At 36.5% G+C, this 24,650-nt stretch carries 27 protein-coding genes and 1 pseudogene; 20 read left to right on the top strand and 8 right to left on the bottom strand.

Going from position 1 to position 24,650, the window contains the following annotated elements; translation table 11 throughout:
- Positions 1-43 precede the first annotated feature (43 nt).
- The 5 genes from AA0017_RS03670 (at position 44) to AA0017_RS03690 (ending at position 3,448) form a co-directional block, all read left to right on the top strand.
- Complete coding sequence (locus AA0017_RS03670; RefSeq protein WP_413379652.1) at positions 44-328, top strand: hypothetical protein; 285 nt, start codon at positions 44-46, stop codon at positions 326-328.
- Between the two features lie 40 nt (positions 329-368).
- Positions 369-704: a hypothetical protein gene (locus AA0017_RS03675; protein ID WP_413379654.1), complete on the top strand. Its 336-nt coding sequence runs from the start codon at positions 369-371 to the stop codon at positions 702-704.
- A 752-nt stretch (positions 705-1,456) separates the two neighbouring features.
- On the top strand, positions 1,457-2,299 hold the full coding sequence (locus AA0017_RS03680) for a DUF2268 domain-containing protein (protein WP_413379656.1): 843 nt from the start codon (positions 1,457-1,459) through the stop codon (positions 2,297-2,299).
- 117 nt (positions 2,300-2,416) lie between these two features.
- A complete protein-coding gene (locus AA0017_RS03685; protein WP_413379658.1) occupies positions 2,417-3,163 on the top strand; it encodes a DUF3603 family protein in 747 nt (248 codons plus the stop codon).
- A gap of 162 nt (positions 3,164-3,325) precedes the next feature.
- Entirely contained in the window at positions 3,326-3,448 is a 123-nt protein-coding gene (locus AA0017_RS03690; protein WP_413379660.1) for a hypothetical protein, read from the top strand.
- Between the two features lie 176 nt (positions 3,449-3,624).
- On the opposite strand, the gene trpS is transcribed toward AA0017_RS03690, so the two are convergent.
- Positions 3,625-4,617: a tryptophan--tRNA ligase gene (trpS, locus tag AA0017_RS03695; RefSeq protein ID WP_413382365.1), complete on the bottom strand. Its 993-nt coding sequence runs from the start codon at positions 4,615-4,617 to the stop codon at positions 3,625-3,627.
- Between the two features lie 201 nt (positions 4,618-4,818).
- Here trpS and AA0017_RS03700 point away from each other — a divergent pair, with 201 nt between their 5' ends.
- Positions 4,819-5,991, top strand: a complete 1,173-nt coding sequence (locus AA0017_RS03700; RefSeq protein ID WP_413379662.1) for an MGDG synthase family glycosyltransferase — start codon at positions 4,819-4,821, stop codon at positions 5,989-5,991.
- Between the two features lie 219 nt (positions 5,992-6,210).
- A complete protein-coding gene (locus AA0017_RS03705) occupies positions 6,211-6,768 on the top strand; it encodes a TlpA disulfide reductase family protein (protein WP_413379664.1) in 558 nt (185 codons plus the stop codon).
- A gap of 197 nt (positions 6,769-6,965) precedes the next feature.
- Here the strand turns inward: AA0017_RS03705 and AA0017_RS03710 are convergent, their stop codons facing one another.
- A complete protein-coding gene (locus AA0017_RS03710; RefSeq protein WP_413379665.1) occupies positions 6,966-7,502 on the bottom strand; it encodes an HD domain-containing protein in 537 nt (178 codons plus the stop codon).
- A 205-nt stretch (positions 7,503-7,707) separates the two neighbouring features.
- Here AA0017_RS03710 and trhA point away from each other — a divergent pair, with 205 nt between their 5' ends.
- The 6 genes from trhA (at position 7,708) to spxA (ending at position 11,940) form a co-directional block, all read left to right on the top strand.
- Entirely contained in the window at positions 7,708-8,352 is a 645-nt protein-coding gene (trhA, locus tag AA0017_RS03715; protein ID WP_413379667.1) for a PAQR family membrane homeostasis protein TrhA, read from the top strand.
- A gap of 134 nt (positions 8,353-8,486) precedes the next feature.
- A complete protein-coding gene (locus tag AA0017_RS03720) occupies positions 8,487-8,717 on the top strand; it encodes an excisionase family DNA-binding protein (RefSeq protein WP_413379669.1) in 231 nt (76 codons plus the stop codon).
- A 48-nt stretch (positions 8,718-8,765) separates the two neighbouring features.
- Entirely contained in the window at positions 8,766-9,983 is a 1,218-nt protein-coding gene (locus tag AA0017_RS03725; RefSeq protein WP_413382368.1) for a putative glycoside hydrolase, read from the top strand.
- A gap of 269 nt (positions 9,984-10,252) precedes the next feature.
- On the top strand, positions 10,253-10,837 hold the full coding sequence (locus AA0017_RS03730; protein WP_413379671.1) for a GNAT family N-acetyltransferase: 585 nt from the start codon (positions 10,253-10,255) through the stop codon (positions 10,835-10,837).
- 28 nt (positions 10,838-10,865) lie between these two features.
- Positions 10,866-11,009, top strand: coding sequence for a hypothetical protein (locus tag AA0017_RS03735; protein WP_413379673.1), 144 nt, complete (start codon positions 10,866-10,868; stop codon positions 11,007-11,009).
- A gap of 535 nt (positions 11,010-11,544) precedes the next feature.
- The gene (gene spxA / locus AA0017_RS03740; RefSeq protein ID WP_413379675.1) at positions 11,545-11,940 is read left to right on the top strand and encodes a transcriptional regulator SpxA; all 396 of its coding nucleotides are present in this window, start codon (positions 11,545-11,547) and stop codon (positions 11,938-11,940) included.
- Positions 11,941-12,147: 207 nt separating this feature from the next.
- On the opposite strand, the gene AA0017_RS03745 is transcribed toward spxA, so the two are convergent.
- The gene (locus tag AA0017_RS03745; RefSeq protein WP_413379677.1) at positions 12,148-12,816 is read right to left on the bottom strand and encodes a TerC family protein; all 669 of its coding nucleotides are present in this window, start codon (positions 12,814-12,816) and stop codon (positions 12,148-12,150) included.
- A gap of 402 nt (positions 12,817-13,218) precedes the next feature.
- On the opposite strand from AA0017_RS03745, the gene mecA reads away from it, so the two are divergent.
- The 3 genes from mecA (at position 13,219) to pepF (ending at position 17,075) form a co-directional block, all read left to right on the top strand.
- Positions 13,219-13,857: an adaptor protein MecA gene (mecA, locus tag AA0017_RS03750; protein WP_413379679.1), complete on the top strand. Its 639-nt coding sequence runs from the start codon at positions 13,219-13,221 to the stop codon at positions 13,855-13,857.
- A gap of 89 nt (positions 13,858-13,946) precedes the next feature.
- Positions 13,947-15,164, top strand: a complete 1,218-nt coding sequence (locus AA0017_RS03755) for a competence protein CoiA (protein ID WP_413382371.1) — start codon at positions 13,947-13,949, stop codon at positions 15,162-15,164.
- A gap of 102 nt (positions 15,165-15,266) precedes the next feature.
- A complete protein-coding gene (gene pepF / locus AA0017_RS03760; RefSeq protein WP_413379681.1) occupies positions 15,267-17,075 on the top strand; it encodes an oligoendopeptidase F in 1,809 nt (602 codons plus the stop codon).
- Positions 17,076-18,411: 1,336 nt separating this feature from the next.
- Here the strand turns inward: pepF and AA0017_RS03765 are convergent.
- The 5 genes and pseudogenes from AA0017_RS03765 to AA0017_RS03785 all read right to left on the bottom strand — a co-directional run.
- Positions 18,412-19,329, bottom strand: coding sequence for a ClpXP adapter SpxH family protein (locus AA0017_RS03765; protein WP_413379683.1), 918 nt, complete (start codon positions 19,327-19,329; stop codon positions 18,412-18,414).
- A gap of 25 nt (positions 19,330-19,354) precedes the next feature.
- Positions 19,355-19,738: a globin gene (locus AA0017_RS03770; RefSeq protein ID WP_413379685.1), complete on the bottom strand. Its 384-nt coding sequence runs from the start codon at positions 19,736-19,738 to the stop codon at positions 19,355-19,357.
- 356 nt (positions 19,739-20,094) lie between these two features.
- Positions 20,095-20,793 (bottom strand): lytic transglycosylase domain-containing protein, encoded by a 699-nt coding sequence (locus AA0017_RS03775; RefSeq protein WP_413379687.1) that lies wholly within the window; start codon positions 20,791-20,793, stop codon positions 20,095-20,097.
- Between the two features lie 89 nt (positions 20,794-20,882).
- On the bottom strand, positions 20,883-21,269 hold the full coding sequence (locus AA0017_RS03780) for a CYTH domain-containing protein (RefSeq protein ID WP_413382374.1): 387 nt from the start codon (positions 21,267-21,269) through the stop codon (positions 20,883-20,885).
- A gap of 100 nt (positions 21,270-21,369) precedes the next feature.
- A pseudogene (locus tag AA0017_RS03785) lies at positions 21,370-21,513 on the bottom strand (hypothetical protein); the annotation flags it as partial.
- A gap of 136 nt (positions 21,514-21,649) precedes the next feature.
- Here AA0017_RS03785 and AA0017_RS03790 point away from each other — a divergent pair.
- The 4 genes from AA0017_RS03790 to AA0017_RS03805 are packed head-to-tail and all read left to right on the top strand — an operon-like array spanning position 21,650 to position 24,408.
- Positions 21,650-22,030 carry a hypothetical protein gene (locus AA0017_RS03790; RefSeq protein WP_413379689.1) on the top strand — a complete coding sequence of 127 codons (381 nt, stop codon included), beginning with the start codon at positions 21,650-21,652 and terminating at the stop codon, positions 22,028-22,030.
- Between the two features lie 27 nt (positions 22,031-22,057).
- Complete coding sequence (locus AA0017_RS03795; RefSeq protein ID WP_413379691.1) at positions 22,058-22,690, top strand: GTP pyrophosphokinase family protein; 633 nt, start codon at positions 22,058-22,060, stop codon at positions 22,688-22,690.
- Between the two features lie 22 nt (positions 22,691-22,712).
- Positions 22,713-23,504 (top strand): NAD kinase, encoded by a 792-nt coding sequence (locus AA0017_RS03800; protein WP_413379693.1) that lies wholly within the window; start codon positions 22,713-22,715, stop codon positions 23,502-23,504.
- The gene (locus tag AA0017_RS03805) at positions 23,497-24,408 is read left to right on the top strand and encodes an RluA family pseudouridine synthase (RefSeq protein WP_413379694.1); all 912 of its coding nucleotides are present in this window, start codon (positions 23,497-23,499) and stop codon (positions 24,406-24,408) included. Before AA0017_RS03800 ends, AA0017_RS03805 begins: the two co-directional genes overlap by 8 nt.
- Positions 24,409-24,650: the final 242 nt, after the last annotated feature.

Genomic DNA, 24,650 nt, shown 5'->3' on the forward strand with positions numbered 1-24,650 from the left:
ATTAGCTTGGCATAAGATGTACTATCAGAAAGGAGGGAATAGTATGTACGGATGGGGAAATACAAGAGGAGCGAGCTTTAACCAAGCTTGTGATTGTGAGACTTTCTTTAGACATGTATCACGTAATCAATATGTGAAAGTTTTCTTAAAGGCGTCTAAAGCGGTAGAAGGTTATTATATCGAAAGCAATGGTAATGAGGCCACATTATTTGATTTTGATAAAGAGTGTCATACTTTAATTACGATTTGTTGTGAGGACATCGTAGCAGTAGCAGTAAGTGATGAAAATGTAAGATGTAAATTTGATAAAGGCTGTAAAAAATATTAAGAAATAACCTCTATGTTGGGTTAGTTGAGGGGGGATAAAAATGAGCTGGAATGAATTAATGTGGGGAAATCATAAAGAAAGTTGCGAAGGAGTAACATTAAAAAACTGTAGAGGCACCTCTCTTTTTCGTAATATTGCTAGAAATTCGTTGGTGGAAGTCTTTTTGAAGTCTTCAACAACTATTGATGGTTATTTTGTTGAGGTAAAAAATGGAGAAGTTCTCCTTTATGATTTTAATCAAAATGCCCATTCTATCATTACGGTTTGTGCTCATTCTGTCATTGCTGTTAAAGTAACAGACCAGAACAGAGTGTCTAAAAAGGGACGGATTCCAAAAGGGCAGAAAAAGGTTCATTCCCCATTATTGTTCATTTAGAGCCCTCTCATTTTGGGAGGCAATATTTAAGAACATCCTCCAAGTTTAAAAGACTAATTCAAAGGCCATTCACTATTGAGTGGTCTTTTTTTGTATGAAGTGTGGAATAAGAGCCGCAAAGGGAATCAAAGGAGGACAATGAATCCGAAAGCGATCGAATAAGAGCTGCAAAGGGAATCAAAGAAGGCCAATGAATCCGAAAGCGAGTGAATAAGAGCCACAAAGGGAATCAAAGAAGGTCAATGAATCCAAAAGCGAGTGAATAAGAGCCACAAAGGGAATCAAAGGAGGTCAATGAATGCAAAAGCGAGCGAATAAGAGCTGCGAAGGGAATCAAAGAAGGCCAATGAATCCGAAAGCGAGTGAATAAGAGCTGCGAAGGGAATCAAAGAAGGCCAATGAATCCAAAAGCGAGCGAATAAGAGCCGCAAAGGGAATCAAAGGAGGCTAATGAATCCGAAAGCGATCGAATAAGAGCTGCAAAGGGAATCAAAGAAGGCTAATGAATCCGAAAGCGATCGAATAAGAGCTGCGAAGGGAATCAAAGAAGGCCAATGAATCCAAAAGCGAGTGAATAAGAGCTGCAAAGGGAATTAAAGAGCTCTATAATTCGACAAATCCCTGTAGTCCGGATATGGGGAATGATATTTGTCGAAAAAGGTGATTTTTATCTTTGGGAGAATGAGGAATGCGGTTCATTCCCATTTAATAGTCGCATAGAATGTAGAGGTTAAGGATTGGAGGTGTCTTTTGTGGGAGTTGTTCGAACAGATAAATGGCTCCATTATTACCTTAAATACTGGAAGGAAAAAAAGAATGCAAAAGAAAGGTATGAATGGCAACAAAGGATGTTCATTACACCGATTATTGATTATTTTAAAAACCATAAATTAGAAGAAATTCATCGCTATTTTTTAGATTTAGGGTTATCAAATCCAGAAGCTGATTTAACGTTAATGGAGAAAGATTTATTAAATAAAAAGTGGTGGAGTTTAACACAAAATAAATTTCTACAATTAAGGAAAGAATGGACCGGACCGGATGTACCTATTTTTATTTTTCCAATTGAACGTGCAAAAGAGCATTTATGGCGAGAAGTAGGTGGGAAAACAGGACTTTCAACGGACATGATCATTTGTTTATTTATTGATCCGAACATTACGGAAGACCAATTATTAGCTTTAGTTGTGCATGAATATCACCATGTTTGTCGTTTGGCAGTTACGAACAATAAAGAAGAGGAAGTCTCCTTATTAGAGTCTATTTTAATGGAAGGGCTCGCGGAAGCAGCGGTGAAGGAGGAACTGGGAAAAGAGGCTTTAGCCCCGTGGGTTGAGCAATACCAATTGTCTGATTGTTTGTCCTTGTTTAACAACCACTATCGTGAACACTTAAAACAGAAGGGGAGAAATCACTATCGTCATTTGTTGAATGGAGATATAAGAGAAGGGATCCCTCGAATGTTAGGGTATTCGATTGGTTTTTATATGGTCGAATCAGTTATAGAGAATTCTAAGTTCACTACATTGGATTTGTTAGGGATGAATTCTTGGACTATTTTCAAAAAATCCATTTTTTATGAAGGATTGAATTAAGTAGGGACTGTCTTTTTAATAAAATTTGTTGACTTTAAAAAAGGGTGCGTGGAATAAATTGGTTAACGCTTGACCATACTGAGGGTACAATTCTTTTCGATGTTAGGAGGAGTATCAATGGTCCAAATGCGAGATGTTTGGGTAAATTGGTTTGAAGGTGAAGAAAATGGCTACAATGTTTGTCATTTTTATGAGTGGAGAAGCGAGGACCGTGTAGAAGTGTTGGATCAAGTGATTGTGATTAGGGTGACAAAGGAATTATTTAACTTCATTGAAAATGACCTAGCCGATTTGCCAGATTATCTTTTGAAAACTGTTCATAATCAGAGTTTCTTAAGAAAAAACATGTCCCGTGTTCAACTTGACTATTGTTTTATTGCAACTGATGGAGAACGAATCATTGCTATCGACACAATGGGGTATAAAACACCGATTCGTAAAAGTCGACTTTCACCGAGGCAGGAGCAATTGGTCTTTGAATTGCTTGAGCAAAATGAATGTGAACATTTTGAACTAGAAGTGTCTATTGAAGAGAAGCACTATCATTTATTATCTCCCGATCCAGCCGATATGCAAGGGCTAACAAGAAAAGAACGTCAATTGAAACAAATATTATATATGGCATTGGATCAGTTATTTACATCAAGTGAAGAAGCAGAAATTCGTTATTGGTATACGGAATGGGCACCTGAAAACTATCGGGCAATCCAAAAGATGGATAAAGAAGAAGTGACAGCAAGAATGTATGCCGAAATAAAAGAAGGTTGGACAGATAAACATCATCAAATTTGCCAATCATTAGTAAAGGGACAAGCGTTTTTTGAGAAATTATGGGATTTAGAGCAAGGAGAAAGTGTAAAATAAGTAACTTTGAGGATGAAGGTTTAAGTAAATTAGAGGGGTTAGCTAAATAGCAACTCAAGGCAATTATGTGAAATCGACTTAGTTGTTTCAGTGGATCGTTTACATGTTGGATGAACTCTCCTATAATAGATAAGAATAAGTATAAGGAGGGGAGTCTTTAACATGGAAAATTGGGATTCATTTGCTTATCTAATTATGCAGATTCTTGCCGTAGTTTTACTTGTTGGAACTTTAGGACTTTCGTTTTTCGTAGGAAAAGTTTGGAGAAAAACGAACGGCTATTAAGCCAAAAAACGTTTCTTAGTTGAGAATATCAACGGAGGAACGTTTTTATTTTGGAGATTTTCTGTTGGAAAAGAGGTGCATGACTAATCTGCAACCATCTTGTTTTCCGCTGATTTTCGTAATAAAAAAAGACCTCACAAAGCCTATTTTTTGACTTTATGAGGTACTGCAATCCATTATCTTCTTTTACGTCCAAGTCCCATGGCACGTTCGGCTTTTTCAATCATTTTATTTGCAACACGGTTTGCCTTTTCGACTCCGCGGTCTAAAATTTGATCGAGTTCATCAGATTGTAGTAGTTCATGATAACGAGCTTGAACGGGTTCAAGTTCTTGAATGACGACTTCTGCTAATTCGGCTTTAAAGTCACCGTAGCCTTTTCCTTCATACTTTGCTACGATTTCATCAATCGATAAGCCTGAACATAATGAATAGATCGTTAAAAGGTTTGAAACGGCTGCTTTGTTTTCACGATCAAAACGAATTTCACCATCAGTATCGGTAACAGCACTTTTAATCTTTTTACGAATGGTCGCTGGTTCGTCTAACATAGAAATGAAACTTTTTACATTAGGGTTGGATTTACTCATTTTTTTAGAAGGATCATTTAAAGACATAATCCGAGCACCAACTTTAGGAATTTTAACTTCTGGAACCGTAAAGATTTCATTATATTTTTTGTTAAAACGTTCTGCTAAATCTCTCGTTAACTCAAGATGTTGTTTTTGATCTTCTCCGACAGGCACGATGTCTGTTTTATATAAAAGTATATCGGCGGCCATTAACGGAGGATATGTAAGGAGAGCAGCAGATACAGCTTCTTTACCATCTGACTTATCTTTAAACTGAGTCATGCGCTCTAATTCGCCAATGTATGAAACACATTGCATAATCCAACCTAATTGTGCATGAGCCGCTACTTCAGATTGAATAAATAAAGTTGATTTCTCCGGATCGATGCCGACTGCTAAATAAAGGGCAGCAAGGCTACGGATATTTTCTCGAAGCTTTAAACGATCTTGCGGTACGGTAATCGCATGTTGATCGACGATACAAAAATAACAGTTCGCTTCCTCTTGCATGGCCACAAAGTTTTTCATTGCTCCTAAATAATTTCCGAGTGTTAATGTTCCACTAGGTTGTATACCTGAAAATACTGTTTTCAAAATGTTCATCCTTTCAATATAAGTTCACAATCTTCTCTTTAGCTTAAGGAGAAGCGACTCCAATTAATATCATTACTTATTTATCTTAACCAAATCTTCTCAAAAGGTAAACGACTTCGCTTAACTTATCCAGATTTTAAGAATAAAAACAAATTAAATTTGTATATTAATAAGAAAGAAGACTTTTGAGAGAGTAGGGAGCAAATGAAAAGTCAGCCACTTATTTTTTCAGCTTCAATTGGACAAGGTCATCAGCAAGCTGCTCTATCTCTGCAAAAAGAGTTAATGAGAAGTAGTTCATATAAACCAGAGATTATTGATATTTTTAAATGGATTCACCCGATGCTTCACTTTGGGATACGTAGCTCTTACTTGTGGATGTTAAAGAAAAAGCCTCAAATGTGGGGGCGTTTTTATTCGCGGTTAAATAGTTTTAATTTTTTTGAAAGAAAAGCAATGAAGTGGCTCGCTTCTCAGCTTGAACAATTTATTTCAAAAAGAGAAGTGCCTTTTGTCATTTCCACTCACCCACTTGCGACGTGGTTGTTAAGTATGGCGAAGGAGGAAAGAAGAAAAAGATTCCCGTTATTTAGTGTGATTACAGATTTTCGTTTTCATCCTGCGTATATCTCTGAGCAAGTGGATGGTTATTTTACAATTGATGAAACCGCGGATCTGGTGTTAAGGCAATTAGGTTTCAACGGGCAACGTGTTTTTCAAACGGGGATTCCTTTCCCTTGCTCTCCGTCCTCTTATGATCAAAAAACATTAAGAGAACAGTTTGAAATTAATTGTGAACAACCAGCGATTATGTTAGCAAGTGGTAGTGATGGTTTAATGGATTTTTTAACCATTATTGATAATCTAGAAGAGTTGCCTCTTGAAGTGACGGTATTATGTATGGTCGGACATAACCAAACCATGATGAAGAAACTGCAAACAAAAAAAAGCAAACATCGAATTCTCATTCGACCATTTACTTCCCTTTTTTTAGAATATATTCAGTCATGTGATTTAATTGTTACAAAAGCAGGCGGTTTGACAGTTAGTGAAGCATTGGCGTGTGAAACACCGATTGTTCTCTATGAACCGATTGTCGGTCATGAAGAAGAAAACGCACTTATTTTAGAAAAGTGGGGCGCTGCTTTATTCGCCAAAGATTCGAGTGAGCTCATCAAAGACATTTATTCGGTGATTGCCAATCAAGAAACAAGAAACGAGCTTTTAACCCGAGCGAGAAAGTACCGTAAGCCAGAAGCGGCAAAGGAGATTACGACACATATTCTTCATTTACTTATTCAATACCCTCTTGAGAGTCAGCATTCTTACGAGAGTTACGACGTTCTACCTGTCGCCAAATCCAAAGAGCAAGGTTAATGAGTGCTAAAATGGTAAAAATAACTTGGTTTACTTGATCGCTTGAATAAGCGATAAAAATATACAAAAGTAATGGAATGAGAGCGATAATTTGTAAGATTTGTATTTTAGTCATTTTATAAATCCTTTCATAAATTAATCTAACTTTTATTATAAAGGAGACTTGATGTATTAGCGACTTTTATTCAACAGAAACTGCTGTAGCTAGGAGGTTACAAAATGAAATTACTATTGATAAAACGATTCCTTTTACTTGGTTCTGTCTTAGTTGTAGGAGCGTTCTATTATCAATTTGAAACGATTTTTCAACATGTGGACGAGGCATTGGCAGAAGAAGTGAAAGATGGAGTGAGAATTGGGAATCAAGCATTGCCGATTGAAGGGAAAACGTTAAAAGGTCATGACTTTTTATTGGAAGAATTACAAGGGAAGCTTGTTGTCGTTAATTTTTTTGCTTCTTGGTGCCACCCATGTCAGGAAGAGATGCCGTTAATTGTTGATTTGGAAAGAAAGTTAAAAGTAAATAGTTCAGAATTTGTGGCCATAAATTTGACGAGCCAAGAACGAAGCTTGTTAGATGTAAAACCATTTTTGGATAACTATCAAGCGAGTTTTGACCCGATATTGGATTCTAATGGGAAAATCATGCAAGATTATCAAATTATCGGGATTCCAACGACCCTTGTTATCGATCAGAATGGTCTTATCGTGCAACGTATTGATGGGATGTTAACTCCAGAAATTATTGAGGACTTGATTCCGTTACGGAAAGATTGACAATGGATGGCGGGGGTTTTTCTAAGTAAAGGAAAGCGAATTGTAGTTGTAGGTGAATAGCAAGACTTCTTAAAGATGGGGATTTTATTTAAGAGTCTTAAAAAGTATGGATGAGTTTAGGAAAAAATTTAAGCTAGAGCTGTCATGACTGCTCTAGCTTAAACTTTGTTGGAAAATCTATTCTATCATGAGTTTATCTAAGAATCCTTTTGTAATGGAAGGGGCTCCAATGCTTCGTTTACGAGGTTGTCTAATTGTGTTAGCATTCGACGGGCTCTTTTATCAGAAATGCCCCGATAATGGTGACCGCCTTTTGGTTCTTCGTCTTGTTCATCAGCTAAAGCAACGATACGCTGCAAAGGAGTCAACTCTAATGAGCCTGTTGGTAAATAAGAGTCGGTGTGTAATAAAACCGCTAAGGCAATTTCTTTAGCAGCAACAGGGTGCTCTCCTAATCGAATCAAAAGTTTATGAGCACGTTCGGCTCCTTTTATCGCATGTATATCATTTGTTCGATATAGTTCGTAATCCCATTTTCCATCCCTATACCATGTGTAATGGCCGATATCGTGTAAAAAGGCTGCTTTTGTAGCTAAATCGGGATTAACGTCAGATTGTTTGGCAAGACGAAAAGCATGGTAAGCACATGAGATTGCATGTGCCATCCCTGAACGATTAACATATTTTTGCGTAATTCTATGGTTAAATAAGTCCATTAACGTTACATATCTCATAAGCTCTACTCCTTTTCGGTCATTTTCCATAAATAATCAGAAAATTATTCGTTTCATTTTCTGACATAAAAAAATATATTTTATCTATTATATAGGTGTACAGTTACTGATGCAACGGATAAACACCTTTTTTGCATATTTTATTTTAAAATGAAAAGTTTTTTTCTGTTATACTATAACTGAAGTTAATGAAGGAGTGAATAAAATGGCCACAACCCATACCTTCTCTAAGTCAGAGGAAATTGCTAATGCGATCACACATGGAATTGGTGCTATCTTAAGTGTAGCAGCACTTGTGTTATTAATCGTTTTTTCAAGTTTATATGGAACGGCTTGGCATATCGTCAGTTTTACGATCTACGGAGTCACCATGTTATTGCTTTATATCTCTTCAACCATGTTACACAGCTTACCTAAAGGAAAGGGTAAAGATGTTTTTGAAATATTAGATCATGCCTCTATTTACTTATTTATCGCGGGGACTTATACGCCACTCATGTTTATTGTCGTACAAGGCAGTCTTGGTTGGACGATATTTGGAATTGTTTGGGGCTTAGCGATTACGGGTATCGTTTTTAAAGCTTATTTTGTGAAACGTTATCTGTTTGTTTCAACGTTATTCTATATTGCAATGGGTTGGTTAGTGATTATTGCGATTAACCCAATTATCGAAGGTTTGCCGACAATGGGGCTTTATTTATTAGTTGGAGGAGGACTCTCTTATACAATCGGTACAGTTTTTTATATGTGGAGAGGCTTTAAATTTCATCACGCCATTTGGCATCTATTCGTTTTAGCTGGAAGCATTATGCATTTTTTACTTATCTTCTTCTTTGTATTACCGCTTTAACCTTTAAGAAAAACCTAAATCGTTGCTTGATGATTTAGGTTTTTCTTTTTGAAATGAGGCTTTTGTAAAAAAGGACATACTTAATTGGCACAAAGAAATAGAGCGGTTATACTTTAATTGGAGGGAGCGGATATATGTACATAACGATATCAGAACTTGCCGATTATTTAGGTGTGAGTGAACAGTATCTTTTTAAAAGAATTCAAAGTGGGAAAATTACCGCTATTTTTGATGGTTCACATTATTTATTAAATAAAGAGCAGTTTAAGTGGCATAAAGAGCAATTAGATTTAAAAAGAAAACAAATCATCGCCGGTCAGGAAGAGGAATTACCAGAAGATTGGGATGCTAAAGATGAGGATTAAGTGCAAGATAAAAAGAAGAATTTAATTTCTAAAAAGGCAGTGATAATTATGGGGAAAAAGTTATTTGGTATTATGTTTGCACTACTGTGTGTATTGGCAGTACCTACAATTATGTTGGCAGATGAGCAAACAGAAGATGGAGAAACAGAAACAAGAGGTGATGATCATCCGTTGATGGTCGTTGAAAAGCAATTATTTACGGTTCCAGAGTCGTTAGCAAGATTTTCGTACCAACCCGATTACAACTTTGAATATCCTGAAGATGGGGTTCGAGGGATTTATGTGACAGGTCATTCAGCAGGAGGGGCACGTTTTGATTCGTTAGTAGAACTTATAAATAAAACGGATTTAAATTCGATGGTCATTGATATTAAAGACGATCATGGTTATTTAACATTCCGACCAGAACCTGAATCGAAATACTATGATATTTCCCAAAGCTACATAAACGATATCGAGGGTTTTATGGAACGTCTTGAAGAAGAAGAGGTTTATCCAATTGCCCGAATTGTTGTTTTTAAAGATACGGTTTTAGCTGAAAAAAAGCCGGAGTGGTCTTTTCAGGATAATGGTGAAGTGTGGAAAAATGGTCGAGGAGAAGCTTTTGTCAATCCTTTTTTAGAAGAAGTGTGGGAGTATAATGTAGAGCTTGCAGAAAAGGCAGCGAAACTAGGGTTTAAAGAAATTCAATTTGACTATGTTCGTTTTCCTGAAGGTTTTGAACGACGTGATGAAGATTTACAATATGAGGTCGGTAAATATAGTGGTGGAGATAGCGATAACATTCAAAAACGTGTTACGGCTGTGACTGATTTTGTAGCTTATGCACGGGAACAGTTGTCTTCATATGATGTTGATGTATCCGTTGATATTTTTGGATATGCAGCAACGATTAGTGAAGCACCTGGTATTGGTCAAAATTTCTCGAAAATCTCAGAAAATGTCGATGTCATTTCATCAATGATTTATCCAAGTCATTGGACTCCATATTTTGGGATTGATAAACCAGATACGCAGCCTTATGAGTTAACAAAAGCATATGCTGAAGTGGAAAACGAAGTGTTAGGTGCATTAGATAATCCTCCTGTTTCTAGACCTTGGATTCAAGATTTTACAGCAAGTTGGCTTGGTTCCGGGAATTATATCCAATATGGAAAAGAAGAAGTGGAAGCTCAAATTCGGGCATTAAATGAAGCAGGAATCGATGAATTCCTACTATGGAATGCAAGCAACCGTTACACAGAAGGCGTCAATTATAAACCATAAGATGAACGGGGAGCAGTTATAAATCGAGTGGGTATTTGACGAAGACGTCACTTTCTATATGAAAGAAAGTACTGAAAAGTTGTCTCATAAGGTCATTTGTTGTTGACCTTGAGACAGCTTATTTTTTTGATGTAATACTTAAGTATAGCGTTTGTAGTCCTTCCGCCCCTTCTAATGCGTTTTCATTTTCCAACAAAAAAGAGGTTTATTCTCACCAAACATGAGGAATATAAATAATATGAAGTATATAAATGGAGGCAAATATAATAATGGATTGGTATGAAAAATTAAAAAAATATTTTCCAATTGAAGAAATGAAATCAAAAGAGCACTTAGATGTATTGTTGAAAGAAAAATCTGAAATTTATTATAAGGATGATGGACCAAATCATGTTATGATGTATGTAGAGACAGATGATTTTGTCTTTGTTGATTATTTATTTGTGTCAAAAGATGCTCGTGGTCAAGGGTTAGGGAAAAAATTATTAAATAAGTTAAAGGCTAAACAAAAACCGATTATTCTTGAAGTGGAACCGATTGATTATGATGATACAGATACCGAAAAGCGACAACGTTTTTATAATCGTGAAGGTTTTACCCATGCAAAATCAATTGGTTATAAAAGAAGATCTTTGGCTACAAATGAAGTAAATGAATTAGAAATCCTGTATTGGGCTCCGAATAGTGAGTCTGAAGAAGTGATTTATGAACAAATGAAGCATACGTATGAAAACATCCATACGTATAAAGACGAAGAGTTGTATGGAACGGCTTATGAAAGTGCAGATGAAGTCTTGACTTATAACAAAGAATCAGAAAATCAACCCGATGAGGAAAACACTGTTCAACCGTAAATAGCTCCTAACTAGGAGGTGATTATTTATGAAAAAGAAGGAAAAGGATAAAAAAAGAAAGCAAAAGAATGAAGTACTAAAAGAATTGTGGAAAAAGAATTTAAAAGGTTGGAAAGAAAAGGCAGGCAATCAAGGCCCGATCACCCAATCTTCGAATAAAATCATTGCGTAAAAGGGCTCAGTTCAGAGTCCTTAAATAGAAAAGCCTATGTATTTTACTCGGTGTAAAATACATAGGCTTTGCTTATTTTTGAGTCAGATTCGCTACGGATGCTCCCGATTCACCAAGGGAACGCGTAGGATACTAACTAATGTAACCATATTTTAGTGGGGATCCACTGGTCCATTCAAGAAGCTCATTTATAAGAATAAAGAAAAATTCATAATCTTTCTGAAACCTTTTTGAAGCTATTACGTATATAGATAAGATGTGATAATAAACAGGTTTAATTATGAAAAACTTGTGGCTAAAATAAGTAAATTCTCACATAAAGAAAAAAACTTTCTAAACATATATGTATAGAAAAGCTTTTTTTAGTATAATAGGTTTAGAGAGAAAAAACTTTGGGTAAATAAGTGGTAGGTCGAATAGACAATTTGTGATAGGAGACCTATACATATATTAACTGTTTATTTATATTTAACCCAAATAATATAAGTAAGCTTCACAATATAGATCTCAAATTTTGGAAGGAGAGGTCCGCCATATGGTTACTTTATTAACATCCCCTAGTTGTACTTCTTGTCGGAAAGCAAAAGCTTGGTTAGAAGAAAACGATATTCCTTTTGAAGAAAGAAATATATTCTCATCACCTTTAACGGTTGAAGAGGTTAAGCAAGTAGTGAGAATGACGGAAGATGGAACAGATGAAATTATTTCAACCCGCTCAAAAGTATTTCAAGACTTAGATGTGGAAGTTGAATCGTTACCATTACAAACGTTATTTAAGATTATTAGCGATAACCCTGGGCTATTAAGAAGACCCATTATTTTTGATGAAAAACGTTTACAAGTTGGTTATAATGAAGCCGAAATTCGTCGTTTTCTACCAAGGAAAGTTCGCACATTTCACTTACAAGAAGCTCAAAAGCTTGTTAATTAATGATTTTATACATCCGTAGACTTTTAACGCTTATCAAGCCAGTCGTGAAGTCATGGAATAACGAAAGTTGAACATGAAGAAGACGATTTATAGCATGAGAGCATATGTCTACAGTTTGAACCTTCCAATCGTTATGATTGGAAGGTTTTATTTTTTTGACAATAGAACGAAGAGAAAAGGAATATAGAAGTGGATGATAAGTTTGCTTTACACTGTATAAACCGTTCTATTTTTTGTATACCAACCTATGAATAAGATCCCGACAATTAAAATAACTTGAAAAGCTACTTTAAATGATGGCCAATTGACAAAAAGTGGGGAAAGCATGGGCTCATGTGTAATCATTTTAGATGAGGTGTAGGCGAGAATCGCTGCACCGATATAAATGACTTGTGGAAATTTATCAAATGCTAATAAAATTAATTTACTACCCCATAAAATAATCGGAACTGAAATAATGAGACCGAGAATAACTAATAATTGATTGCCATGTGCAGCTCCAGCAACCGCAATGACATTATCAAATCCCATAATAAAGTCTGCGATTAAGATGGCTTTAATGGCGGCAAATAGTGTTGTTGAACCGCCGTTAATTGAGGCATCATGGTCATTATTCGTAAGTAATTGATAAGCGATATAAGCAAGGAGACCTCCACCGATCGCTAATAAAAATGGAATGGATAAAAGTTGTACGGCTATGACTGTTAGGCCCATTCGCATAAAAATGGCTAAAGAGATCCCGATAATCATCGCTCGATTTCTTAGTTCATGTGGTAAATTTCGGCAGGCCAAGGCAACAACAATGGCATTATCACCGCCTAAAATAATATCGATGCCGATAATCGTTAATAACGATATGATAAATTCCATGTCCATGTTTTGTTCATCCTTTTTCAAAAGAATTGTCGTTTCTTTTTAGCTTGAGGGTCATTTTTAGCTTGTCTATTATAAACATATATTGAAAGATCGATTAGAATATGATAACAATACTAATAATATCTTTTTTTCAAGTCATCTTTTTCTGTAATTTGCTTTTCTTTTGTTCTCGTTTTATCATAAAATAGAAGGAAGCAATCCTTTTGGTATCATCCAAAAAAAGGTTATGATTTTGTTAGGATTATAAAATCGATAAAAAGGGTAAGGTACCGTAATGTAGTATGGAATTAAATTATTTTCGCTCGTATCTTTTTTACAACCTTTTATCTAAATAAAGATTCCTAATAAGTAAAAAGAGCGTGATAATTTTGGTTCACCTTAATGATAGGAGGGGGAGCGAACATGGATATTGAACGCGTAAATGACTCAACGATTAAATTTTTTATTACTTATAACGATATGGAAGACCGAGGTTTTGATCGGGATGAAATTTGGTATAATCGCGAACGTGGAGAAGAGCTCTTCTTTGAAATGATGAATGAAGTTAATGAGCGTGATGAATTTGTTTTAGATGGCCCTTTATGGATTCAAGTTCACGCCTTAGATAAAGGTTTAGAAATCGTTGTGACTCGTGGTCAAGTTTCAGACGGTCATGTTAAATTAGAAATTCCTGTGACGCAAGAAGAACTTGATGAGGATGATTTAATCGATGATGGAAAACAAGTTCTTGAAATGGACGATCCAGAATTTATTGAATTAATGATTGGATTTTCTGATATTGAGGATGTCATTTCGTTAAGTCAAAGCTTTAACAATGAAGAAGTTGAAAATGATCTATATTTCTTTGAAGGAACTTATTATTTGCACACCATCTTTCATTACGAACGCTTTTCGGAAGACGAGCAGGATGATATGTTAAGTCAGATGCTTGAATTTGGTTATGAATCAGATATTTCTATTTACCGTGTAAAAGAATACGGGAAGGAAATTATGACTAAGCAAGCTCTTAAGCAATTAAGAGAGGCTTTTTTATCTAAATAAGGGATTTTAAGCTAGCCCCCTTGCAAAAAGGGGTTAGCTTTAAGTTTTTAATTATTTGAATATTCAATTTATGTTGGAGGTGGGAGATTCTGCTAAATGCTAAAATAAAAACAGGAATTCAAATATCGATGGCAGATGCTTGGAAGAAAGGGGAATTAGATGCTTTAAGAAAAAAGACGACTTTTCTCTGTCCAGCTTGTCAAAAAGAGGTTTTGTTAAAACTAGGAGAGAAGCGGGTTTGGCATTTTGCCCATAAAGCAAATCATGCGTGTAAACTCGACATTGAACCGGAAACGGAATACCACTTAAAAGGAAAAAAACAACTATTCCAATGGTTGAAATCTCAAAGGCTAGATGTAGCTTTAGAAGTTTATTTACCTATTATTCGTCAACGTCCCGATCTTCTCGTCAGAACATCCCAGCAACTGTATGCCATTGAATTTCAATGCTCTCCGATTTCCATCGAGCATATTCGAAAAAGAAATGCAGGTTATCAACAAATGGGGGTCATTCCGATTTGGATTATGGGTGGCAATCGTTTAAAAAGAAAAAAGAGCTCATCTTTTACTGTTCAAGCATTTGAATGGGAGATGATGCAACAAGATCAAGGAGAAAAGAACCTTAAGTTGCTGTATTATTGTCCGCAAGCTAATAAGTGGACTTTTCTAAATGAAATACTTCCATACTCAAAGACATTATGTCAAGCCAAGCTATTGGAACAACCACTTAATGATTGTACTTTTTACACTTTGTTAAAAGAAACAAATCTTCGGACTTCCTCTTATCAAAAATGGTGTTCTATTCGCAAACAATGGCGGATGAATCCTCCAGCACCATACCCTACTAAAACATTAAAAAAATTTCAAATGTTGTTATATCGTAATCAACTTCCTCCTTCTTTTTTCCCAGTAGAAGCTGGTTGGCCCACAAAATATTTTTATCAGATTGAAGTTTCTCCCCTTATTTGGCAAACCTCCTTTATACTCGAATGTTTGGAATACCAACCTTTTATGAAACCACTCGATTTTCGTATGCTTTTTCAATGGTTTTTAACGTTTCTTCATTCTTCCCATATATCTGTTCGCTTTGAGAATTTAGAATTAACAGAAGACGCTTTTTATCATTATTTACTTTGGTTGTGTGAGCTTGATTTGTTGAGTCAAATGGAAAGTTCTGATAAAATCTTCCTTAGACTTCATAAATCGATAAGCTTCGCGACTCTTCAAGATGCACTATTCTTAGATAATGAATTAACTGAAAATTTCACGAATTATCAACAGAGAAATCCTAAGAAAGTTCTATTTTAAAAAGGATTTGCAGATAGGAAAGCGAATGTAAAAAAAGTGGAAGTCTATTAATTTTCTTTTTTTGGTGAACAATAGTAACAAAACTACGGAGGTGCGTTTTTAATGGCAAAACAATTAGCGAAACGTCATGAAATTCCTGAAGAAAAAACATGGGATTTAGCAGCGATTTTTGAAACAGACGAAAAATGGGAAGAAGAATTTAAGGCAGTATCTCAACTTGTTCCTACTTTAAAACAATATCAAGGAAAACTTTCTGAGTCAGCTGATATATTATTTGAAGCATTAAAAAATGAGCATGAGCTTTCAGAGCGATTAGGCAAATTATATACATACGCCCACATGCGTTACGATCAAGATACAACCAATTCTTTTTATCAAGGGCTAAATGATCGGGCTAAAAGTTTAGCTTCTCAATTTGGACAAGCTGTGTCTTATATCGTCCCTGAAGTATTATCGATTGAAAAAGAGAAAGTAGAAGCTTTTCTTAATGAGCATAGTGGGCTTCAAGTATATCGCCAAATGTTTAATGAATTAAACGAACAACGTGAGCATGTTCTTTCTGAAGCGGAAGAGGCGATTCTTGCTCAAGCGAGTGAAGTGATGGGGACGGCTAGTAATACATTTGGAATGTTAAACAATGCAGACTTAAAGTTTCCATCCATCACAGATGAAGATGGGGAAGAGGTAGAGATTACGCACGGTCGCTACATACGCTTTTTAGAAAGCAGCAATCGTCAAGTGCGTGAAGATGCCTTCAAAGCCGTCTATCAAACATACGGTTCTTATCAAAATACATTTGCTTCAACTCTTAGTGGACAAGTGAAGCGTAATCTTTTTTATGCGAAGGTTCGCAAATATGAATCTGCTCGCCAAGCAGCTTTAAGTAATAACCATATCCCAGAAGTGGTCTATGATCAGTTAGTTGAAACAGTAAATAAGAACTTACACTTGCTTCACCGTTATATTAAACTTCGTAAAAAGGTACTTGGTGTCGATGAGCTTCATATATACGATCTTTATACACCGTTAGTAAAAGACGTAAAAATGGACATCCCTTATGAAGAGGCTAAGGAGCTTGTTTTAAAAGGAGTTGCTCCACTTGGTGAGGATTATGTTCAGACACTTAAAGAAGGTTTTGAAAAGCGCTGGGTCGATGTAGAAGAAAATGTAGGAAAAAGAAGTGGTGCCTATTCTTCTGGGGCATACGGAACCATGCCTTACATTCTGATGAACTGGCAAGATAATGTCTCAAACCTTTTTACATTAGCACATGAATTTGGACATAGCTTACACAGCTACTATACAAGAAAACATCAACCATATGTCTATGGAAACTATACGATATTTGTCGCTGAAGTAGCGTCAACTCTTAACGAAGCCTTATTGAATGATTATTTAGTAAAAAATACAGATGATGAGAAGAAAAAGCTCTACTTATTAAATTACTTCTTAGAAGGGTTTAGAGGGACGGTTTTCCGTCAAACGATGTTTGCTGAATTTGAGCAGATGATCCATGAAAAATCAGCGGCAGGAGAGGCGCTTACTCCTGAATTATTAACAAAATCATACTATGAGCTCAATAAAAAATATTTTGGAGAAGATCTCGTTATCGATGAGGAGATTGGATTAGAGTGGTCAAGAATTCCTCATTTCTATTACAATTTTTATGTGTATCAATATGCGACAGGTTACAGTGCAGCAGCGGCTTTATCCAAACAGATTTTGGACGAAGGAGAACCAGCTGTTGAGCGTTATTTAGGCTTCTTAAAAGCAGGAAGCTCTAATTATCCTATCGAGGTTTTAAAACAAGCAGGAGTCGATATGACTTCATCTGAGCCAATCGAACAAGCACTAGCTGTTTTTGAAGAAACATTAACGGAAATGGAAAAGTTAATTGATAAGGTTGAGTAGTGGCTTTTAGTGTATCTTGGTAAAGAAATGAAGTAGGATGACCTAAAAGATACATTAAAGGAAAAGTGACCAGGAAGTATTATCCTGGTCACTTTTTTTATGCCTCAACCTTCTGAATACTTAATACTGTGTTTTATGTTAAAACCCTCTAAATTTTTTTTTGAATGGGGAACTTGGTGTGAGTGTAAATAAAATGGAAAAAAACAAAAGCGGCATAGCAATCCATTTTGGAAAAATATTAATAAATGAAAGAATGATTAAATAAAAACTCCCTACAATAAAACAGACTCCTAATAAATTCTTTAACCATGTCAACAAAACCACCCCTACAAACAAAAGTGTTCTATTTCTAATTTCTATGCATGATCCCGTTTTTTTAGGACAGCTTCGTATTAAATTCCGGTGTTTTCCAGTTGTTGGTGTGACAAAACGTAACCAGAGGAATGCTCGGGGACTACTTGAATAGAGGTGCTTCGGCTGTCGCTCCAGAAATGTCGCTCCGCGTCCTGCGGGGGAGCGCTGAGCCTCCTCGGCTAGGCCTGCGGGGTTCTCAGCCCTGCTCCTAAATCCCGCGGGAGTCTCCGCGACATTTCTTGCGCTGGAGGTATAGTTGTATCAACATAAGCTTAGTGTTGGTGTGCTTTACTTTATGATGTGAATTTTGTCTAAAAGTAAAATGGAGTTGAGGCTTAAATAGGGAGCTTCGGCTGCCGCTCCAGAAATGTCGCTCCGCGTCCAAAAGAGTCACTGAAAAAGTCCCGTGTTCAACTTTGACGAGAAAGAATTCTAGTCAATTAGATTATTTAATAGAGTGTTTGATCATGGCATCAACTGTTTTTCCATGAACCAAAACGGAGCCAGCGCAATACCCGGAGACTCCTGCGGGAGAAGTGAAACACGGGAGACCCCGCAAGCTTTGCTGAGGAGGCTCCCGGTTCACCCGCGGAACGCGTAGGGGATGGAGCTGGCGGAGTATAGCTAACTCATGTAACTATATTTTAACGAGTAGACCGTTTTTCAGTGGTCTGTTTTTCTATTCACCGGTTAAAAAAGTTCGAATTAGCCTCATGGAAAGTTTGCTTTGTGTCAAAAAACTGAACGTTTCATTAGATGTATTGTCAGCAAAAAGCGATGATGGTATTCTAAATATGTGAAGCACATCACATTCTCTCCCCCATAGAGAATAAAGAGCGAACAGACTGAGTTTGCTCTTTTTTTTATTATTTTTAGGTGTAGTAGGTCAAACTACTGCTTGTTGAGCCCTTTGTGAACATAAAAAACCAACTAAGTCCGTTTGTTAAAAGGGAACTTAGTTGGCTCTTTAATTAATCTGATCTCAAGCTAAATACTTCCAAAAAGTACCGTACTTAACAGGTACTTGCTCAATCTTTTGTTGAAGGATAAGTGGCTTTAATTCTTTTTCTACTTCTTCAATCGTTAAATCAAATACAACGGCGATTTCGATGGAAGCGACGAATCCGAATTTCATTAAAAATTGTTCAATCGATATTTTTTCTCTCTTTTTTGGAACATAACCAAGCATTTCAGAAATCAATTGTAAATAAACCTCGTATTTATAAACCCCTTGTACTTTAATCCCGTCTTGTTCAATATCATCATTGAAAAAAACGAAGCTAGGAACACATTCTACTTCCATTTCACTTGTTGTTTTAATATCACAATCAAGAGCTTGTTTTGCTGCAGATGAATGAAGATCTTGTAAAAACTCTTCAACATCCATCCCAATTTCATCACTACAAGCTTTTAATATGGTTAGATCGGAAATATCTTGTTTTTCTAAAAATAACTTTTCTCTGAGCTTTCTTAAAAAGCGAGCGCCTAAATGAGGGCCTTGAAGCTCAGCCGCTTTAATGGCTAGTGCGGCTACATAAGGAGAAATTCGATTATTTTCTAACCAGTAATCACCATCACAAGACATACCTGTTTGGGTGGCAATCCGGTCCCAAGTATGGGCTAAATCCAACTTTTTTTCGTTACTACTTCGTTTATCTGGGCATATATTCCATGCTTTTAAACGACCAGCTAATAAAACTCTAATTCGAAAATAATCTCCGTATTCAACGAGAAGCTTCTTCATGAGCGGTTCAAATGACCAACACTCTGCACTAAATGGGTCAATAAAAGCATAAATTTCGATTGGTTTTCCAGCTTTAGGTTGATTGGATTCTTTTGGATCTAGACCACAAACGCCTGTTATGTTGTTGCAAGTGTCGGTTTTCTTTCTAGGATTCAATGGTCATTCTCCTTTCTCATATCGTTTAATCCTGGCTGTTAACCATATGATAAGCGGTCATCCTAAGGCGTTCTAACATATATTCTCGAATCGGTCCGGTAATATTTGTTTGTTCCATTGCTTTTTCCATACAATCTAGCCAAGCTTTTGCTTGAGTTTCTCTAATAACAAATGGCATGTGACGGGCTCTAAGCATTGGATGTCCATGTTCATCGGAGTAGAAAGTCGGTCCCCCGAGAAATTGTGTTAAAAATTGTATTTGTTTGCGTTTTGTTTCCGTTAAATCTTTTGGAAACAAAGGAGCAATATCAGGGTGCTCAGAAACATAGCCGTAGAACGTATCAATTAGTTTCGTCAATACGGCTTCACCTCCGAGTGCTTCATATGGAGTTTGACCCTTTTCAGGCATTCTCATTCCTCCTAGTCCAATATATGTTTGCGAGTGGATCAAAAATCCTATCGATTTGTCATTTTACCTTATTTTTATTAAACTGTCCCATAAAATGCTCTTGTTCTAACACACATTGTAGCAAGGGAAGCTCGATCGGGCAAATAATCTGACTCAAAATTAGAAGAGTTGGAAAACATATCAAACAAAATAGGAGGCATATGTTTGTTTAATTATAAGGTTGGAGTTGATGTTTGATGAGTTTACGTAAACTGGAGAGGAAAGAGGTAGCATCTATGACCAAGAGCTGAGATCATAGATAAAATGATACTAAAAAATCCCATCAAGCCTCAAAATGGCTAATGGGATGTGTTATGTTAGGCTAAATATGTGCTCATCACTTTTGGAACATAATTTTGTGTTTCTTTGAATGGTGGGATCCCGCCGTATTTATCGACATTTCCCGGACCGGCATTATAAGCGGCAAGGGCTAATTCCATATTGTTGTCGTATTTGTTAAGCATTTGACGCAAATACTTTGCACCACCATGAATATTTTGCTCAGGATCAAATACATTTGTTACTTGTAAACCTCTTGCGGTTGCGGGCATGAGTTGCATTAAACCGGCTGCACCTGCTGGGCTTATCGCATGTGGATTAAAATTAGATTCGTGCTTAATAACAGAGTAGAGCAGTTTTGGATCAAGATTATACTTTTGGGCTGCTTCCTCTATATATGGTTGGTATACAGCTTCTTTTGCATTTGTATACATCTTTGATTGATTTTTTACTTGAGAAGTGAATGGCATAGTCGTTTGAGTAGCAGGTGTACTCATTCCATTAATTGTCTGGAAAAAGGGAGGCTGTCTATCCAACCGTTCCATACTCAGAAGACGTGATATTTGGTTATGACCATAAGAAGCTCCTGAAAAAGGGCTTCCTTGAAGTTCTTGATTTAAGTAAGCACGAAATAAGCGGTTAGTCTCAGATGAAAGATTGGGGGTCTGGGACTCGCTTTGATTCGTTGTCGAATTAGTTGGTAATATGTTAAAAGGAGTAAAAAAAGAGACATTCACTTTTTTAATTCCCTCCTATTTTCTTAGTTATTAGTAAAATAGTATCAATGATTTCTATAGAAAGGAATCCGACTTTTTTACTGTTGCGTTCATTTTTTCAGTAGTTGTTTTCGTTCAAAAAAGCGTTGTACTTTATTTTTGGCGGGTAATGGTTGTAATTGGACTGATTGGAGAATCATCTCTAGTGTCTCATTTGCATGTTCAAGTGTTTGTCCTTCAAATTCCACCTCATAATCGGTTACCCCTAAATAAAAGCTTTGGTCTAGGCACAAAGACCCTTCGTTATAAGTGATTTCCAACCTTTTCGTTTGAAGAGTTCCTAAGAAATGAAGGTCCTCGATCTTGATGTCAAGCTCCTCGAGTTGGTTGACCACATCTCCTGGAGGGAGCTTTGCTTGTGAACGAAAGGTTTGGAATTGTTGCTCGGTCAGTGATTGGTGTGTTTCTAATAATCCGACTTTGTGAGGTTGTTTCAGTGTTAATGTATATGTCTGACTTTTTTCGCGTACTCTTAAAGCTGATTCTTTTCTCCCTTAACTGAAAATGATTTGTATCAAAGTAATGGTTCTCTTGTTCAAAAGCTTTATTTTCACTAAGGTTAAATTGTTTGATAAGTGTTTGATACCCTTCTTTACTGAGCATCGACTTTACTTCAATTTCAATTTCTTTCGCCATTTCACTTTTCATTCCTTTCTGAATCGTCCTTTTTAATTCCTTCATTTATTATGTCATAGCCAGATTGGAAGCTCAATGCCGACAGTGTATGGCTACAAGATGGTTTCATATATCGAATCGGGAAAATGTGTTAAAATAGAGATCAAAGTGATTATTGTATTGAGAGGTCGTGTTGTTTTTAATGAAAAAGTTAATCGCAAAAAGGTTTGAAAAAAATAATGAAACAGTGACTTTAATTTTGGAAGAGGCTATAGACGAACAATTAGCTGCTGAATTAAAGGACGGGGAACGAATGCTTGTTGATTCTGACCAACTTGCTTTTATATACATTTTAGAAGGTTCGACGCAATTTTATTATGCGACAATCCAACAGGAACTTTGGAAGGATTTAGCGGGTATACATAGGCAAGAACAAAGAGTAGATGTGAAATTAACTGATAAAGTAACGGTTGAGTTAACGGCACTGCATCATGAGTTGAGCTATTTATTAGAAAACATAGCAGGGAATGGCAATTACGGGGAAGAGTTAGAAAAAGTAGTAGTGAGTGAATTTGAGTTATAAGTGAGAATGTTAACGGACGGTGGTTAAATGAGAAAATGGGAAATCCTTTTAACTCCTTATAAACAAGCTGTTGATGAATTAAAAGTGAAATTTAGAGGGATACGTGAACAATATCAAAAGTCTTCCAAGCATACACCAATTGAATTTGTTACTGGGCGTGTGAAGCCGATTTCTAGTATTATTGATAAAGCGAGTCGAAAAAATATTCCGCTTGATCGTTTAGAAGTAGAGTTGCATGATATAGCTGGTTTGAGAATTGTAACACAGTTTGTTGAGGATATTGAAACCGTTGTGGAGTTAATTCGTTCTAGAAAAGATTTTGAAATTATCGAAGAAATTGATTATGTTAGCGAGAAAAAATCGAGTGGTTATCGTTCCTATCATATGATTTTAAATTATCCTGTTCAAACAATTGAAGGGGAGAAAAAAGTATTGGTTGAATTACAAATAAGAACGATGGCAATGAATTTTTGGGCCACAATAGAGCATTCATTAAACTATAAATATAGCGGTGAAATTCCAGCTGATGTCAAAATGAAGCTACAACGTTCAGCTGAAGCGGCTTTTCTTTTAGACGAAGAAATGTCGATTATACGTGAAGAGGTTAGGGAAGCTCAAAAAATAATTACGACAAAACAAGAACAAGGGCGTAAGCTGTAGCTTTTTAGATGGAGGTAAAACGATGAAATTTGCAGTTACTTCTCGAGGAGACGACATTTCGAATACACTTAAGCAACGAATTGAAACGTATCTTCTCGACTTTGGCTTATATTTAAATGAGGATGAGCCTGATTTAGTTATTACAGTTGGTGGGGATGGTACGCTCTTACAAGCTTTCCATGATTATAGTCATCGTCTTGAAGATACGGCATTCGTTGGGATACATACGGGCCATTTAGGCTTTTATGCGGATTGGATGCCAGAAGAAGTGGAAAAGCTTGTCATTCATATTGCGAAAACACCTTATCATGTTGTCGAGTATCCATTGCTTGAAGTGATTATTTTGTCTAAAGGTAATAAAGAGACACGTCACTTGGCCTTAAATGAATGTACGGTTAAAAGTATAGAAGGTTCGCTTGTTAGCAGTGTTGAAATTAAAGGCGAGGCCTTTGAAATTTTCCGAGGCGATGGCTTATGTATTTCGACTCCTTCTGGAAGTACAGCTTATAATAAAGCATTAGGTGGAGCGATTTTACATCCATCGCTCGCGTCTATTCAAATTGCAGAGATGGCTTCGATTAATAACCGCGTCTATCGTACGGTTGGTTCACCCCTTGTTTTACCACAGCATCACACATGTTTATTAAAACCTTTAAATAAAGTCCATGTTCAAGTTTCGATCGATCATTATAACCCTATTTTTGAAGACATTGTCTCCATTCAATGTCGGGTCGCGGATGAAAAAATTCGATTTGCTCGTTTTCGTCCATTCCCATTTTGGAAAAGGGTGAAGGAGTCCTTTATCGGTGAATAAAGAGCAAGTTCAATTAGCATGGACCGTAACAATAGAAGATGAAGGCAAGTTATTAAGAGAATTTTTATTAGAAAAACAACAAATATCACGTCGAACCCTGGCAAAAATTAAGCATCAAGATGGAAAAATTGTTGTGAATGAGCAGGAGAAAACGGTGAGGTCGGTTTTATATGAAGGGGATAAAGTGATGATTATCTTACCGAGTGAAACACCGAGTACTAATTTGTCTCCTGAAAATAAAAAATTGGATATTTGTTATGAAGATGAGCATTTATTAATTATTAATAAAGACGTTCAAATGTTGACGATTCCATCTAAAGAACATCCGACGGGTACTCTCGCAAATGCAGTGCTCGGATATTATGAGCAAAAGGGAATTGCGGCAACGTTTCATGCCGTGAATCGTCTTGATAAGGACACTTCAGGTTTATTAGTCGTGGCCAAACACCGACTCGCTCACGACAAATTATCCAAACTACAGCAGAACAAAAGGCTTAAACGCTATTATGAAGCCATTGTCGAAGGGTGTGTAACACCAGGGCAAGGAACCATTGATGCTCCAATTGCTAGGAAACCAGAGAGCATAATCGAAAGAGAAGTTCATCCAGCTGGGCAAAGGGCGCGAACACATTATGAAGTGATGGCACAAAATGAGCAGTATTCTTATATTCGGATTGAACTAGAAACCGGACGAACTCATCAAATCCGGGTTCATTTTTCTTCACTAGGTTATCCGTTATGTGGGGATGATTTATATGGTGGTCATTTAAATTTAATCACAAGACAAGCCCTTCATTGTTATAAGCTTGAGCTCGTGCATCCTTTTACAAATGAACAGATCCTTATTGAAGCAGAGATGCCAGAAGATATGTGTCAGTTAAAGCAGAAGTTGGATTTGTCATAGTGGCAAAGGGGTTCTTCGCATAGGTTTATAGAAGGACTTTGGTGGTGGAGCAGTTAATGATTGGTTCGGCAGCATAAATTTATAGTTTGTGACGCGAAAACACGGCGGTTTTTCGTAATTTGAGTCGTAAAGATAGGGATACGACGCGAAAACACGGCAGTATTCCATAATTAGCGTCGTAAAGAGCGGGATACGACACGAAAACACGGCGGTGTTCGATAATTAGCGTCGTAAAGATAGGG

Origin of the sequence: Alkalihalobacillus phoenicis (genome assembly GCF_047302405.1) — a bacterium.
GTDB lineage: Bacteria > Bacillota > Bacilli > Bacillales > Bacillaceae_D > Alkalihalobacillus.

Coding starts and splice junctions, on each gene's coding strand:
- AA0017_RS03670 (WP_413379652.1), top strand. CDS start 44: ATGTACGGATGGGGAAATACAAGAGGAGCGAGCTTTAACCAAGCTTGT.
- AA0017_RS03675 (WP_413379654.1), top strand. CDS start 369: ATGAGCTGGAATGAATTAATGTGGGGAAATCATAAAGAAAGTTGCGAA.
- AA0017_RS03685 (WP_413379658.1), top strand. CDS start 2,417: ATGGTCCAAATGCGAGATGTTTGGGTAAATTGGTTTGAAGGTGAAGAA.
- AA0017_RS03690 (WP_413379660.1), top strand. CDS start 3,326: ATGGAAAATTGGGATTCATTTGCTTATCTAATTATGCAGATTCTTGCC.
- AA0017_RS03700 (WP_413379662.1), top strand. CDS start 4,819: ATGAAAAGTCAGCCACTTATTTTTTCAGCTTCAATTGGACAAGGTCAT.
- AA0017_RS03705 (WP_413379664.1), top strand. CDS start 6,211: ATGAAATTACTATTGATAAAACGATTCCTTTTACTTGGTTCTGTCTTA.
- AA0017_RS03710 (WP_413379665.1), bottom strand. CDS start 7,502: ATGAGATATGTAACGTTAATGGACTTATTTAACCATAGAATTACGCAA.
- trhA (WP_413379667.1), top strand. CDS start 7,708: ATGGCCACAACCCATACCTTCTCTAAGTCAGAGGAAATTGCTAATGCG.
- AA0017_RS03720 (WP_413379669.1), top strand. CDS start 8,487: ATGTACATAACGATATCAGAACTTGCCGATTATTTAGGTGTGAGTGAA.
- AA0017_RS03725 (WP_413382368.1), top strand. CDS start 8,766: ATGGGGAAAAAGTTATTTGGTATTATGTTTGCACTACTGTGTGTATTG.
- AA0017_RS03730 (WP_413379671.1), top strand. CDS start 10,253: ATGGATTGGTATGAAAAATTAAAAAAATATTTTCCAATTGAAGAAATG.
- AA0017_RS03735 (WP_413379673.1), top strand. CDS start 10,866: ATGAAAAAGAAGGAAAAGGATAAAAAAAGAAAGCAAAAGAATGAAGTA.
- spxA (WP_413379675.1), top strand. CDS start 11,545: ATGGTTACTTTATTAACATCCCCTAGTTGTACTTCTTGTCGGAAAGCA.
- AA0017_RS03745 (WP_413379677.1), bottom strand. CDS start 12,816: ATGGACATGGAATTTATCATATCGTTATTAACGATTATCGGCATCGAT.
- mecA (WP_413379679.1), top strand. CDS start 13,219: ATGGATATTGAACGCGTAAATGACTCAACGATTAAATTTTTTATTACT.
- pepF (WP_413379681.1), top strand. CDS start 15,267: ATGGCAAAACAATTAGCGAAACGTCATGAAATTCCTGAAGAAAAAACA.
- AA0017_RS03770 (WP_413379685.1), bottom strand. CDS start 19,738: ATGCCTGAAAAGGGTCAAACTCCATATGAAGCACTCGGAGGTGAAGCC.
- AA0017_RS03790 (WP_413379689.1), top strand. CDS start 21,650: ATGAAAAAGTTAATCGCAAAAAGGTTTGAAAAAAATAATGAAACAGTG.
- AA0017_RS03795 (WP_413379691.1), top strand. CDS start 22,058: ATGAGAAAATGGGAAATCCTTTTAACTCCTTATAAACAAGCTGTTGAT.
- AA0017_RS03800 (WP_413379693.1), top strand. CDS start 22,713: ATGAAATTTGCAGTTACTTCTCGAGGAGACGACATTTCGAATACACTT.